Annotated in this window: 12 protein-coding genes, 1 tRNA gene and 2 pseudogenes; 4 read left to right on the forward strand and 11 right to left on the reverse strand. The window is 63.8% G+C overall.

The features are described from left to right. The first annotated feature begins 55 nt into the window (after positions 1 to 55). The 4 genes from GL284_RS21450 (at position 56) to GL284_RS05080 (ending at position 2,599) form a co-directional block, all read left to right on the forward strand. Complete coding sequence (locus GL284_RS21450) at positions 56 to 460, forward strand: PepSY domain-containing protein (RefSeq protein ID WP_230382907.1); 405 nt, start codon at positions 56 to 58, stop codon at positions 458 to 460. Further along, entirely contained in the window at positions 457 to 1,119 is a 663-nt protein-coding gene (locus GL284_RS05070; protein WP_155043549.1) for a response regulator transcription factor, read from the forward strand. The genes GL284_RS21450 and GL284_RS05070 overlap by 4 nt, the downstream gene beginning before the upstream one ends. Next, complete coding sequence (locus tag GL284_RS05075; protein ID WP_155043550.1) at positions 1,116 to 2,426, forward strand: sensor histidine kinase; 1,311 nt, start codon at positions 1,116 to 1,118, stop codon at positions 2,424 to 2,426. The genes GL284_RS05070 and GL284_RS05075 overlap by 4 nt, the downstream gene beginning before the upstream one ends. An 83-nt stretch (positions 2,427 to 2,509) precedes the next feature. Next, positions 2,510 to 2,599 (forward strand) — tRNA-Ser (locus tag GL284_RS05080). A gap of 269 nt (positions 2,600 to 2,868) precedes the next feature. On the opposite strand, the gene GL284_RS05085 is transcribed toward GL284_RS05080, so the two are convergent. From GL284_RS05085 to GL284_RS21270, 11 genes and pseudogenes are all read right to left on the reverse strand, one after another. Beyond that, positions 2,869 to 3,789 carry an HNH endonuclease gene (locus GL284_RS05085; protein ID WP_155043551.1) on the reverse strand — a complete coding sequence of 307 codons (921 nt, stop codon included), beginning with the start codon at positions 3,787 to 3,789 and terminating at the stop codon, positions 2,869 to 2,871. A 231-nt stretch (positions 3,790 to 4,020) separates the two neighbouring features. Further along, complete coding sequence (locus tag GL284_RS05090) at positions 4,021 to 4,497, reverse strand: hypothetical protein (RefSeq protein ID WP_155043552.1); 477 nt, start codon at positions 4,495 to 4,497, stop codon at positions 4,021 to 4,023. Then, positions 4,494 to 5,213 carry a DUF3800 domain-containing protein gene (locus GL284_RS05095; protein ID WP_155043553.1) on the reverse strand — a complete coding sequence of 240 codons (720 nt, stop codon included), beginning with the start codon at positions 5,211 to 5,213 and terminating at the stop codon, positions 4,494 to 4,496. Before GL284_RS05095 ends, GL284_RS05090 begins: the two co-directional genes overlap by 4 nt. Continuing rightward, a complete protein-coding gene (locus GL284_RS05100) occupies positions 5,210 to 6,961 on the reverse strand; it encodes a restriction endonuclease subunit S (RefSeq protein WP_155043554.1) in 1,752 nt (583 codons plus the stop codon). Before GL284_RS05100 ends, GL284_RS05095 begins: the two co-directional genes overlap by 4 nt. Continuing rightward, positions 6,958 to 8,412, reverse strand: a complete 1,455-nt coding sequence (locus tag GL284_RS05105) for a type I restriction-modification system subunit M (protein ID WP_155043555.1) — start codon at positions 8,410 to 8,412, stop codon at positions 6,958 to 6,960. The genes GL284_RS05100 and GL284_RS05105 overlap by 4 nt, the downstream gene beginning before the upstream one ends. A 3-nt stretch (positions 8,413 to 8,415) precedes the next feature. Continuing rightward, positions 8,416 to 10,875, reverse strand: a complete 2,460-nt coding sequence (gene hsdR, locus GL284_RS05110) for an EcoAI/FtnUII family type I restriction enzme subunit R (RefSeq protein WP_155043556.1) — start codon at positions 10,873 to 10,875, stop codon at positions 8,416 to 8,418. A 5-nt stretch (positions 10,876 to 10,880) separates the two neighbouring features. Further along, positions 10,881 to 11,093 (reverse strand): type II toxin-antitoxin system Phd/YefM family antitoxin, encoded by a 213-nt coding sequence (locus tag GL284_RS05115; RefSeq protein ID WP_155043557.1) that lies wholly within the window; start codon positions 11,091 to 11,093, stop codon positions 10,881 to 10,883. A 90-nt stretch (positions 11,094 to 11,183) separates the two neighbouring features. Continuing rightward, entirely contained in the window at positions 11,184 to 11,573 is a 390-nt protein-coding gene (locus GL284_RS05120; RefSeq protein ID WP_155043558.1) for a hypothetical protein, read from the reverse strand. Beyond that, a complete protein-coding gene (locus GL284_RS05125; RefSeq protein ID WP_155043559.1) occupies positions 11,570 to 12,895 on the reverse strand; it encodes a recombinase family protein in 1,326 nt (441 codons plus the stop codon). The genes GL284_RS05120 and GL284_RS05125 overlap by 4 nt, the downstream gene beginning before the upstream one ends. An 86-nt stretch (positions 12,896 to 12,981) precedes the next feature. Continuing rightward, a pseudogene (locus GL284_RS05130) lies at positions 12,982 to 13,428 on the reverse strand (DUF2924 domain-containing protein); the annotation flags it as partial. Positions 13,429 to 13,624: 196 nt separating this feature from the next. Continuing rightward, positions 13,625 to 13,911, reverse strand: a pseudogene (locus GL284_RS21270) (hypothetical protein); the annotation flags it as partial.

Here is a 13,911-nt window from a genome sequence, read left to right on the forward strand (position 1 = left end):
ATTCGCCAACCCGTCATTTGGCTTTCGTTGGGATTTCCACAGCTACACCGGGACCATGACGCTGCGCCCGCCCCTTGCCTTTCGCACCCTGCCCGTTCTTGCGGGCGCGCTGGCGCTTGCGCTGATCTGGCATCATCCGCCGATGGCCGCCCCGCGCGGCATGGCCATTCCGCCCGAAAGCTTCGACATGCCCACGGATCCGGGCTTTCGCGTCATTCCCCTGCATGAGGCGGCCAAGATCGCGCGCAAACGCTTTCGCGGGCGGCTGATCGCGGCGCAGCTCAGCCCGCCCGATCCCGCCGAACGCGCACGCGGGGTTGAACTCGTGCATGAACTGCGCCTCTTGACGCCCGAGCGCGATGTGCTGCTGATCCGGCTGGATGCGCGCACCGGCGCATTTCTGGAAGTCGCCGGGGCCGGACTGGTCAAGGCGCGGCGCGGCAATGAGGACAGCGAATGAAATGCCTGATCGTCGAGGATGACCCGGTTCTGGCCGGGCAGCTTGCGCAAGCCATGGCCGATGGCGGCTTTACCTGCGACATCGCCGCCGACGGCACGCAGGGCGAATATCTGGGCGCGACGGAAAGCTATGCGCTGTCGATTCTGGATCTGGGCCTGCCCGGAATGCCCGGGATCGAGGTGCTGACGCGCTGGCGCGATCAGGGCGTGACCATGCCCGTGCTGATCCTGACCGCGCGCGGCGACTGGACCGACAAGGTCGCGGGTTTTCGCGCCGGGGCCGATGATTACGCCGTGAAACCCTTCCGGCTCGAAGAGGTGGTGATCCGCGCCCAGACGCTGGTGCGGCGCGCCGCAGGTCATGCGCAGGCCGTCATCAAGGCGGGGCCGCTGCATCTGGACAGCCAGCTTGGCGTCATCACCCGCAATGGCATGGCGCTGAAGCTGACCGGCTTCGAGACCCGCATCCTGTCCTATCTGATCCACCATCAGAACCGCATCGTCAGCCGCACCGAACTGTCGGAACATCTGTATGATTCCGCCGCCGACCGGGATTTCAAATCCATCGAGGTGGTGATCGGCCGCCTGCGCAAGAAGATCGGTGAGGGCCTGATCGAGACCCGGCGCGGCGAGGGCTATATCCTGCGGGCCGGGGGATGAGATTTCCGGACTCGATCCGGGCAAGGCTGATCGGCCTGTCGGCGGTGCTGATCGGCGTGGCGCTGGTCGCGGGCTATCTGGCGATTGCCGGGATCCTTGACCGCTTCATCACCGACCGTTTCGACGCCGAGGCCGAGGCGGTGGCCGATGCCCTGATCGCCGGCGCCACGGTCGATGCCGAGGGGCGGCTTGTCGCAGGCCCTGCCCCCTCGGATCCGCATTTCGACATGCCGCTGTCGGGCTGGTTCTGGCAATTGTCGCAAGACGGCATCGCCGTCGCCAAGTCGCGGTCCTTGTTCGACAATGTGCTGAACGCGCCGGATGCCGATTTCGTCGGCGGGCGCGGGCTCGGCCCCTCGGAGGAGGCGCTGCGGGTCACGCGCCATGTCTTCACCCTGCCCGATACCCCCTCGGCGCTGGCCGTGGTGGTGACCGCGCCCCGCGCCGAGATCGACGCCAGCATGTCCCTGCTGCGGCGGCCTCTGGCGATCTCGCTGTCGGTGCTGGGGCTGGCGCTGGCACTGGCCAGCGTGGTGCAGGTCGCGGCGGGGTTGCGCAGTCTGGACAGGCTGGGCCGCGATCTGCGCGCCATCCGCGCCGGCCGGGCCGAGGCGCTGCCTTTGCCCCCGGTGTCGGAATTGCGGCCCATGGCCTCCGAGATCAACGGCCTGCTGGAACAGAACCGTGCCGTGCTGTCGCGGGCGCGCGAGCATGTCGGCAATCTGGCGCATTCGCTGAAGACGCCGCTTGCCGCGCTGGATAACAGCCTGCCGCCGGATCACCCCGGACATGCGCTGGTGGCGCGGATGGACCGCCAGATCGGTTGGCATCTGCGCCGCGCCCGCAGTTCCGGCGCGCCGCGCGTGCTGGGCCAGCGCACGCCGGTCGCGCCCGTGGTCGATGACATCCTGATGGTCCTGCGCAGCCCGATCCGCGAATCCGGCCTGACGGTCGAACGCGACCTGCCCGCCGATCTGGCCTTTGCCGGCGAACGTCAGGATCTTGAGGAAATGCTGGGAAATCTGGTCGAAAACGCGGTGAAATGGTCCAATCGCCGCATCCGCATCTCTGCCCGCCCCGCGGCGCCCATGCTGCATGTCACCATCGCCGATGACGGCCCCGGCATGAGCGACGAGGACCACGCCATCGCCATGGCCCGAGGCGGGCGGCTGGATGAGGCCGGGCCGCCCGGCTCGGGGCTGGGGCTGGCCATCGTCGCCGATCTGGCCGCCCTGCATGGCGGCAAGCTGCGTCTGGAACGGGCGGAGATCGGCGGCCTTGCCGCGACACTGGTGCTGCCCGCCTGAGGCTGTCGGCTGGGTGGGCGCGCTGGTGGACATGTGTGCTGGCCCTTGCCCAGCCCGCACGCTTGCGCTAGGTGCCTCCGGTCGGAGGAGTGGCAGAGTGGTTTAATGCACCGGTCTTGAAAACCGACGTGGGGGTAACTCCACCGTGGGTTCGAATCCCACCTCCTCCGCCACTTGCCCCCGCGAAAGCGTTCTCCTGATCCGGCTCCGGCCGGATTTTTCCGTTGTTTTCGAGGGTTATGCGGGAGGGGCTGAGCACTGGCCCTTGCGCCGAGAGGCCCGGAAGCGGTCTCTCAGGGCCGATATTCTCCGGACCTGTTGCCTGCGGTGATTTGGTGAATTTCGCCCAGCACGCTGAAGGGTTACGATTTTTGGCCGCGCACAGCCTGTCGTGTTTCGAGAATCCAACCGGGCGGCGACCGGAACCCACATCCAAATTCCGTCAGCCGTTGAACCGGTTCTCATTGTGCCATTGGAGAAAAGCGGGATCCGGTCGGGAGCCCTCGTCAGTAGGCAACGAGATACTCCGGCCATGAAGCTCGTAGTAGTGTCGGCCATTGTCGAACTCTTCTCGGATCCTGCGGCTCACTTCAAAGCGGTTCTCCGGGGTCACAGTCACGTACCCGCCGTCAAACAGGCTATGAATGTCCCGCCTCAGAAGAAGGCCGTTCTGTGCTTCGTGTCCGCCCCCTTCACCGTACGGACGAATATGAGCCGCCTCCAGAGCCGGTAGAGTGCGCTCTTGCGTTATGGCGCACCTACGCTGGTATAGGTCGGTCACGAGCACGCGGAAGGCACCTTGGCCGAGACGCGGGCGGATCAGCTGCGGATCGCCGTACCGCCCTTGGTCTTCGGCCATCCCGACAAATTGCTGCCGATTCATTCGGTCGTTCACCGCATTCCACAGCGCCAGGCCTTCGGCGTCTCCGGTGCTGTACGTCTTGAACGAAACGATATTTGGTGCCCAGCTTTGCGGGACGGGGATCCAGTCGGCCTCATGGAAGAAGAACGGCTGCGTGAGGATCCGGCAACCGATTTGAAAGTCACTTCGGTCCGACGGGTCGCTCCTGCGATAGCGTGCGATACGGGCTCGCATCTCCTGTGCAGACCGAGCACCATTTGCAACGCCAAAAGCTTCCCAGGCCAGCGAGCATGGCAGAGCATTGGCGTACGTGAACACGCCACCACCGACGATCACGTTGCGGGGTGCGTGTAGCTTGAAGAGAAAGAGCTCGCCGGGTCGAAGTGCCCGGAAGTTCGCCGCTGACGGTGCCCAGAAGTTGACCTCGCCAAGGTTGGGGTGCTGGCGCAACATCTCGAACCAGTCTCCGTCTGTGACTGCGATCACGAGGTTGACGGCCATCACTCGCTACCACTGCCTGGCTGAATGACGGCCCTGGGCGCCAAAGCAAATATCGTTAAGGCATTGTAAATGATGCGCCTTTTCTCGAATCCGTCACTGGGATCATGCTTGGTGGGCGCCGGAGGTCCTTGACAATCAGGACCAGATGCGCCATGTTTGCGTTGTCTCACCTGCCATGTGTAGGAGGAGCATTCGAGGCCGCCTAGGTTCGCTTGGGCGGCTTCAGCCGTTCTAGGGGTTGGCGCGGCGGAACGCATCTCGCTCCTTTCTGAGCTGCGCGATACGCCCACTTTTCTCCGTGCAATAGGCCGTTCTCAAGAGCCAGTAGCCTTGGCGCTGCCCGAGAACGACGAGGTATTCCTCGCGAAACCACAGCAGCGTGTTGACCTGTGTGCCACGGGTATTCTGCCACACATCGATCTCGGCATGAGCGACCGCATTCTCGATCACCCAGCGCACCCAGCGGATCCGCTCGCAGCGACGCAAATCAGGTAGACGATCATCTTCGACGCTACCTTCCTGTACCAGATGCCAAAACGACGCCCATCGGCGCGCCGCTTCCGGATGGCGACGGCAACCGACGCGAAGCCCCTCGTACCGTACACCGCCGTTGGCAATCTCGGCGACGAAGATGCGGTGGAGTTCGGCTTCATATGCGGGCCAGTCGCCCCCAAACGCGGCGAACGGCAGTAGATCGGGCGGGTTCATCCAGCCGCCTCCCTCGCCCGCCACACGAGAATGTTGAATTTCGTTGCCGTGAACGTGGAAGTGCGGATCAGAACATTTTGCCCGAGCCGCTCACGCAGCCTCGCCGCAACTGCCGTCTTTGCCGGGCTCGTTGTGAGGCCACGGTTCGCATACGTTAGCGCTCCGATAACGAGGTCGGCGACCTGGAGCAGCTCGCTTTCGTGGCTGCGAACCTGCTGGACGCGCTGGATCGCCTCCCGGTCGAAGTCATAAAGGCTGTTGGCCAGGACCTCATGCAGCTTCCGGGTTTTCGGCCCGCCGCGTGTGTCCTTTACGTCCAGGTAGATGCGATATCGATGCGGTGCGCAGAAGATGGGGCGCAGCATTGTGAAATACATCTTGTAGTACCAGTCGTCGTGTGACTGGTCGAAGCGCGCGTGGTCCAGCAACCCCTTGTCCGGAACGACGAGGCCACGGAACCGAAGCCGCTCATCGTTCAAGAACAGGTCAATCAAAGCCAGGTAGAAATCAGCCTTGGCTGGCGAGACTTTTGTCCATTTCGCCTCGAAATCATGCGCAAGCCCATGCTCGGCCTTCAGCGTCCGCACTGCTTCGGAAATGGCGCGGCTGGCGTCCGCCGGGCAATAGACGGCACCCCAAGCCATTACGGGTACCCCGTCGTGCTCGAGGTGGCAGCTTTCGTCGCAATAGACGTTGAACAGGCGTGGCTCCGTCATTCCGCCGCCTCCATCTCTTGCATTGTTGCCGGGTTCAGCGCGTTGGCGAGGAGGGCTTCGAGGAGGCGTGCCCGGGTGGTGTCGGCGGTGGTGAGGGCGGCCTCCAGCCGGTCGCACAGCGCCATGAGGGCATCGACCTTGGCCACGATGCGGTATTGTTCGGCGATGGGTGGGAGCCAGAACGAAAGGTTGCCGAACTCAGTCAGGTTGACGTTCTTGAGCCCGACAGCGGAACGGATCGGGCGCTCGATCTGATCACGAACAGCACTCGAATTGAGGGCAAGCCAGACATAACGGGAGTTGATTGCCTCCTTAAGAGTTTGCAGGCGCACCAAATACCCAGCGAATGCCATGCCAGCGGCTTCCGGTGGAACAACCGCCGGGCGTCCGACGATTTCCAAGCTGCCGTTAGACCGGATCATCAGGAGATCGTCTGCTTCCAGAGATAGCGCCTCACGGTCTGCCTCGGAGAGCGGGCCATACTTCATGTCGTCGAGTGTGATCTGTCCACTTGAAACATTCGGAATTCGCAAGACCGGTGCGTGCTTTTCGTCGTAGTCGCACTTGATCGAAGTGCCGTAGCGCATGGAAACCGCAACTTCTTCGAGACGCACAGGCTCCCAGCCTAAGGGAACTTCGGTATCCGTGGATTCTGTTGCGGCGGGCACCCCTTTCGCTCGCGCACCTTTCCGGCCTTTCGCTGCACCTTTGGCTTCCCCGATTTGCTTCAGCAACTCCGAGGCCGGTTTGTCAGTCGGGTCCTGTTCCACCAGTTTGCCGCGGACGGCGAGATTGAGGATGGTCTGGCGGAGGGGTTTGATCTGGTCGGGGCGCGTGGTGAGCGCGGGGAGCGTGGCGAGGGCGAAGCGGGCGTTGGCCGGGAACTCGGCTGGGGCGGCGTCGGGCGCGATCAGGCGGGCGAGGCTGGCGGCGGTCAGCCGGTCGCGGGTTGCCTGGGCCGCCCCTCGCGCCGCCTCCAGCCGGTCCAGCAGCGCCATCAGCTCCTCCACCTTCGCCACGATCCGCCGCTGCTCGGTGAGGGGTGGAAGGGGGAATGGCACAGCGGCGACGATCTTGCCCGAGACTTCCTTGAAGGTTGTGCCCGGCGCCTTTGCGTCGATGTCGGGCGCAAAGGTCTGCATAGCCAGTGTGATGAAACGCGAGCAGTCGGCGACGTAGGGGACGATGGATTTGAACCCTTGGTTCGTCGAAATCGGGTTCGCAGCGATGGCGACGTAGCCGATTGGCGCGCGGCTGGTGAACAGCACCGTTCCGGCTGGCATCATGGTCGCGGAGGACGAGGCGAACCCTTTCTCTGTCAGATCGCGCGAGCCGCGTTCAATGAAGAGTTCGCGGAAGCCGCCTAGATCCGCTGGAGTAACCCACGGAATACCCTCACCGGGTTCCGCGAAGTTTTCCGAGTCGCCTGCCGAGGGTGTTCCGCCGCCGATGATCGCGCCTACAGTATCGAGGCGGCACCATTGCCAAGACGCAGGAATGTCGAAAGGCGGTACAAGCTCGTCGCCGTTGGCGAGATCGCGCGGCTTCCTGATCTCCCCCGCCTTCACCGACCGCGCCTTTTCCGCCGCGATCCGCTTCAGCAGTTCCGACGCTGGTTCGTCGCCCGCCTCCTGCGGCACCAGCTTCCCTCGCACGGCGAGGTCCAGCACGAAGCGGCGCAGGCGGGGAACTGCATCCGGCGCCTCGGCGACCTGTTCGTAGAGGGCGAGCAGCCGTTCCGCGTTCATCGCGCCAGCGCCTCTGACAGGATCGCCTTTAACTGGTCGCGGAGCGCCGCCACCTCGGCCTCGGCGGCGGTCAGATCCTGCAGCAGCGTCTCGGGATCGCCGTGATCTTCGGCCACCGTGTGCGGGTTCTTGATGTCGAGGTTGTAGCCGCGGGCCTTCACCTCCTCCGCGCTGACCTTCCAGGCGCGCTCGGTCTCCACCCGCCCCTCGCGGCGCGGCCCGCCCCACCAGGCGGCGCAGTCTGAGAGATGCTCCAGCCGGATGGGCCGGGTCATGGAATAGGCCTTCTGCCCCTCGGGCACCTGATGCTCCCAGAACCAGATGTCCTGCGTCGGCGCGCCCTTTTCGAAGAACAGCAGGTTCGTGCCGATCGAGGCATAGGGGCGGAAGACCGAGTTCGGCAGGCGCACGATGGTGTGGAGGTTGCATTCCTCCATCAGATGCTCCTTGAGCCGGGTTTTGACGCCCTCGCCGAAGAGCGAGCCGTCGGGCAGGACCACGGCCGCGCGGCCGCCGGGCTTCAGGAGGCGGATGATCAGGGCAAGGAAGAGGTCGGCGGTCTCACGAGTTTTGAAGGTCGGAAAGTTATTCTCGATTCCGTCTTCCTCGCGCCCACCGAAGGGCGGATTGGTGAGAACAATGTCCACCCTCTCGTCCTTACCCCACGATATCAACGGCCGGGCCAACGTATTGTCGTGGCGTACAAAGGACGGGTCCTCGATGCCGTGGAGCAGCATGTTGGTGACGCAGAGCATGTGGGGAAGCTGCTTTTTCTCGACAGCGTGCAGCCCCGCCTGCATCGTCTCGCGCTGCCCGGGCGTGCGGACGTATTTCTCCTCCATGTGGCGTATGGCGCAGGTCAAGAAGCCGCCGGTGCCGCAGGCGGGGTCGAACAGTGTCTCGCCCGGATGCGGGTCGATCATCTGGACCATGAAGGAGGTGACGGCGCGCGGCGTATAGTACTCGCCTGCATTGCCCGCCGATTGCAGGTCGTTGAGCAGTTGCTCGTAGAACTCGCCGAAGTGGCGGCGTTCGTCGAGGTTGTTGAAATCGACCTGGTTGATCTTGTTGACAACCTGCCGAAGCAGCTGGCCAGATTTCATGTAGTTGTAGGCATCCTCAAACACGTCGCGCACGACGCGGCGGCGATCGCCCGGCTTAGCCGAGACCTGGAGGCCCTTGAGGGCGGGAAACAGCTCATCGTTGACGAAATCGAGCATGGCCTGTCCGGTGATCCCTTCCGGGTCCGCTGCCCAGTTCCGCCACTGGAAACGCTCGGGGATGGGTGAGTGGTAATCGTCCCGCGTGATTTCGAGTTCCTGGTCCTGATCGTCGATGATCTTGAGGAAGAACAGCCATGTGAGCTGGCTAATGCGCTGGGCATCGCCGTCGACGCCTACGTCCTGGCGCATGATGTCCTGAATGGATTTGACGGTGGTACGGACGATCATGGTTCAGGCGGTCTCCTGGTAAAGCGCGTCCTGCAATTCATGGACGGCCTTCTCGAAGCCCGCCTTGCCGCCGAACGCGTTGATGAGTTGAACGACGCTGCCCATGTCGGTGAAGGGGGTCACCTTCAGCACATTAGCGTCGTCGAGATTAAGCACGCCCTCGTCGCGGTACTTCTCCAGCAGGGCATCGAGGACGGCGCGAGCTTGCGGCCCGTACTTGGTGAACACGTCACGCTTCTTCACGTTCTCGGCCCGTTCGCGGCGCGTGAGGGGCTTGGCGTCGAAGGCGACATGGCAGATCAGGTCGAACGGATCGAGATTCTTGCCAAGCTCGTCAGCGATGGCATCGAGGGCTAAACCTTCGGCCTCCAGTTCCTCGACGATGGCCTGCTTGCGCTCGGCGGCGTTCCAGCGTTTCAGAAACTCGTCGAGGCTGGCGAAACGTTTCCTCAGGGCGTTCTTGGTGAAATCGCGCAGAGATTCGGTGACAAGCTTGCCGTTCTCGTCGAGGTATTCCACCCGCTCGGCGATGACGCGGGCGCCGACGCCATCGACGTAGATCTTGCGCACGGGATCGCCCGTCGGCAGCGGCAGGCCGGGCTGATCGACGATGGTCTCGTCCTCACCCGGCGTCGGCGGGATCGCGTCCTCGCCCTCGGGCCTTGCTGGTTCCTCGTCGGGCGGCGTCATCGGGTCATCCGCGCCTGGCGCGTAGATCTGCACGGGATCGCCGTCGAAGTCCGGGTCCGCGAAATGCGCGGTCGCGCCACGGAAATCGATCAGCGTGAAATAGAACTTCCTGGTGTCCTCGTGCACGCGGGTGCCGCGCCCGACGATCTGCTTGAACTCGGTCATCGAGCCGATTTCACGGTCGAGCACGATCAGGCGGCAGGTCTGCGCATCAACGCCGGTGGACAGCAGGCGTGAGGTCGTGACCAAGACGGGCCACTTCGATTCCGGGTCGATGAAGTTGCCAAGCTGGTCCTGGCCCTCCTTGTCGCTGCCGGTGATGCGCATGACGTAGCGCGCGTTCTCGGTCACCAGATCGGAGTTCTCGTTGATCAGCGCCTGACGCATGCGGGCTGCGTGTTCCTGATCGACGCAGAACACGATGGTCTTCTGGTAGCGGTCGCCGCTTTCCTTGAGGAAGGCCGTGATCTTCTTCGCTGTCAGAAGGGTGCGGTCGTCCAGAACCAGCGTGCGGTCGAAATCCTTGGCGTTGTAGATGCGGTCCTCGACCTCGTTGCCGTCGCGGTCCAGCTGGCCTTTCTCGGGCCGGTAGCCTTCTACGTCACGGTCGATGTGAACTTTGATGACCTTGTAGGGAGCCAGAAATCCGTCGCTGATCCCCTGCTTAAGCGAATAGGTGAATACAGGCTCGCCGAAATATTCCGTGTTGGAGACATATTCCGTCTCCTTCGGCGTGGCGGTCAGGCCGATCTGCGTCGCACCGGAAAAATGGGTCAGGATTTCACGCCAGGCGGAATCCTCGGCGGCGCTGCCGCGATGGCATTCGTCGATCACGATCAGATCGAAGAAGTCCTTCGAGAACTCCTTGAACAGCTTCTGGCGCTCTTCCGGCCCGGTGATCGCCTGATAGAGGCTGAGATAGACCTCGAAGGCGGTGTCGATGCGCCGTTTCCTGTCGAGCGCCAGCGTCAGATTGACCGAGATGCCGTCTTGCCGTTCGATGGTCTTGGCATTGGTTGAAAGCTTTGCCATTGCCGCGCCAAAGGGGCGGAAGTCGTTCACCATCGTCTGGTCGATCAGCACATTACGGTCGGCGAGGAACAGGACGCGCTTGTTGCCTTCGGGGTTCCAGCGCCGTGATTTCCATAGGCGCCAGATGATCTGGAACGCGGTGTAGGTCTTGCCCGTGCCGGTCGCCATGACCAGCAGCACCCGGTCCTGGCCCTTGGCGATGGCCTCGATCGCCGCATTGACCGCGTTGACCTGATAGTAACGCGGCTCCTTGCCGCTGCCGTCGTCGTGGTAGTCCTGAAGAACAATCTCCTCAGATTCACCATTGAGTCCTTTCCAGGCGCGATAGCGCGCCCACAGGTTAGCGGGCGACGGAAAGGCGTCGAGACCGAGGTTCAGCTCGCGCGGCGAACTGGCGCCGGTGCGGTCATGGAATGCGAAGCCGTCGCCGTTCGAGCTGAAGACGAAGGGGATCTTCAGCGTTTCGGCATAGTCGAGCGCCTGCTGTATGCCGTCGCCGACGCTGTGGGAGTTGTCCTTCGCCTCGATCAGGGCGATCGGAATGTTCGGCTTGTAGTAGAGAACAAAGTCGGCCTTCTTCGCCTTGCCGCGCGTCACCAGCTTGCCGCGCACGATGATGCGGCCCTTGGTGAAATAGACCTCCTCCCGAACCTGCACCATCTCGTCCCAGCCTGCGCGCTTGACGGCAGGCAGTATGAACTTGGTGCAGATATCGCGCTCGGTGAGGCTTCGCTTGTCCATACCGGTCAGCCGCCCTCTTGTTCTTCGTTATTTGAAGCTGCTTCGCCGGCGAGATTTTTTTCCTGCACGTCCAACCTCTTCAGACGCTCATACTCTTCTATTGCAAGTACGACGACGACGGGCCGGCCGTGCTTCGCCACCGCAACCGGCTCGGCTCGAGCGAGATCGATCAGTCGTCCGAATCCGTACTTCGCGTCTTTCGCGCTCAAGGTCTGCATTCGACCCCCCGCCTATGCCTGCATCACTTTTGGCCAATTTGGCCCAATGAAGCAATAGCAGCAGTGGCGTCAGATGTATGGAGTAGGTGATCAGGTACCGAGGAAAGTGTTCTTCTGCTCGATCCAGCTCATCGGGAACGGGTCCATAAGTCGCGCAAGCGTAACGGCATCGTTCTGCCGTCCGTCGAGAACCGCCTCAATGATGCCAGGCTCAAGCTGCGTCAGGCGCAGGATGCGCGTCATATAGGACGTCGCGATCCCCTCCCGCTCGGCCAGTTCAGCGATGGTGGCGAACTCACCCGACTCGAGCATCCGCTTCCAGCGGAAGGCACGGGCCAGCGCCTTGACCAGCGTGCTGTCCGGCGTGCGCTCTGGTCGGACGCGGTCGGGCAGTTGCATCTCCTTGCGTCCGCCGCGCTTCACGATGCGGAATGGCACGTGGATTGTGACCGTCTCGGGGACCGCCGTCGCGCGGGTCATGCTGCTGCTCCGATGCTGCCAGACAGCATCTCGCGCGCGAGCCCTCCGAGGCCGTCCATCCGGAGCCGGAAGTTGAGCCCGTTCGTGCCGATATCGACGCGCTCAACCAGCAGCGTGACAATGCGGGCCTGCTCTGCGGGGAAGAGTTCGTCCCACAGCGGATCGAGCTGCTGCAAGGCCGCGCGTGCGTCGGCCTCGGAGATGTCTTCGACGTAGGCACGCGCCGCCTTCAAGGTCCCCGCAACAATCTCCGGCTGGCGAAAGACGGCGCGAAGCTGGTCGATCACCGCCGCCTCGATATCGCCCGCGGGCACGCGGCCGACCGGGCACGACCCAGCGCCATGCTTCAGCACGGTCTGGCTGACGTAGTAGCGGTACAGCCGCCCGCCCTTGCGCGTGTGCGTTGGCGAGAACGCGGCGCCATCGGGACCAAACACCAGCCCTTTCAGCAGCGCGGGCGTGTCCGAGCGGGTGCAGGCGGCGCGCTTGCGCGGGCTTTCCTGCAGGATGGCATGGACGCGATCCCACGTCTGGCGGTCGATGATCGCGTCGTGCTCGCCGGGATAGCTCTCGCCCTTGTGCACCGCCTCGCCGATGTAGGCGCGGTTGCTGAGCATCCGGTAGATGTATTTTTTGTCGATCCGGTTGCCGCGCGGCGTCCGGAGGCCGCGTGCGCCGACCTCCCGCGCCAGTTCCGTGCAGGACCCGATCTCGAGAAAGCGGTCGAAGACCCAGCGAACGTGCGCGGCGCTCTCGTCGTCGACCACCAGCTTCCGGTTCTTGACCCGATAGCCGTAGGGCGGCACCCCGCCCATCCACATGCCCTTCTTCCGACTGGCGGCGAACTTGTCGCGGATGCGTTCAGCCGTGACCTCGCGTTCGAACTGGGCGAACGAGAGCAGGATATTCAGCGTCAGCCGCCCCATCGACGTGGTGGTATTGAAGCTCTGCGTGACCGATACGAAGGTCACGCCGTTCCGGTCGAACACCTCGACCAGCTTGGCGAAATCCGCCAGCGACCGAGAGAGGCGGTCGATCTTGTAGACCACCACCACATCGACCAGCCCATCCTCGATGTCCTCCAGCAGCCGTTTCAGGCCGGGCCGTTCCAGCGTGCCGCCAGAGATGCCTCCGTCGTCATACGGATCCCTGACCAGCACCCAGCCCTCGGAGCGCTGGCTGGCGATGTAAGCCTCGCAGGCCTCGCGTTGGGCGTGGAAGCTGTTGAACTCCTGCTCCAGCCCTTCCTCGGAGGATTTCCGGGTGTAGACCGCGCACCGCAGCTTGCGAAGGAGCTTCGATTTATCGGGTGGCTTCGTCATGTCCGGCCCTCCGCTTGCGCTCCGAGCGTTCGCGGCTGCGAACGATCCACTGGATCGTCCGCTGGCCTGCGGCCACCGCCGCTCACCCCGCGATGGTTCTTGAGCCCGAAGAAGACCCAGCCGTTCCAGCGCGTGCCGGTGATGGCGCGGGCGATGGCGGACAGGGACTTGTAGGGCCGCCCCTGCCATTCGAAGCCATCAGCGGTGACGGTGACGACCTGCTCGACGCCCTGCCATTCTCGCAGCAGCCGCGTGCCGGTGATCGGGCGGTCGCGATCGGCGCGCATGCCGCGCTTCTTCCTGTCGCCGCCGTCCAGTTCCTCGCCGAGCCGTTCCAGCCGCCGGATCGTCTCGGGTTTCAGCCCGCCATAGGCAAGTTCCTGGATACGGTAGGCCAGGCGGGATTCAAGGTAGCGGCGGTTGAACGGCGGCGGCTCGCTGTCGAACAGGTCGCGCCACTGTTTCTTCAGGTCGGGCGTCGGCGTGGTCTTGAGCGCGGCCAGGCGCGCGGGGATGGGATCGGGCTTGTTCATGCATTTCTCCGGTGCGTTGGAGTTGCATGACGGCATTGGTCGGGCGGATAGTGTAGGCAACGTTCTCCAGTATCGTCAGATACTTCGCCCCCATCTCGAATCCGCAACCGAACCAGCCCGAGCGCCAGCACGCCGCAAAGCTCAGTGCGGCGCTCTGCGGGCGTCATCTGGTCGGGCGGGAGCGGATTGGGGCGTTTCATGCAGCCGACCGCTCCGCACGGCCAAGAACGGCAGCGGTGATCGCGCCGCGGTTCCAACGGAAGTTCAGATGGCAGTTGGCGGCGTATTTCGACAGGCTGAAATCCAGCCCATTGGCCTCGTGCCCCGCGCGCTGCAGCAGGTCCATCTGTTTCATCGTCGCCGGGTCGTTCAGCCAGCGACGGCTCTTGATCGAGGCGGTCCCCGTCTCGGTGGCGCGCAGGAAATCGTCTGCGGCGGCGAGCGCCTGCACCCGGGTGCCGATGGCAAGCGGCCGGATCGCCC

The organism is Paracoccus shanxieyensis (genome assembly GCF_009711265.1).
GTDB classification, from domain to species: domain Bacteria; phylum Pseudomonadota; class Alphaproteobacteria; order Rhodobacterales; family Rhodobacteraceae; genus Paracoccus; species Paracoccus shanxieyensis.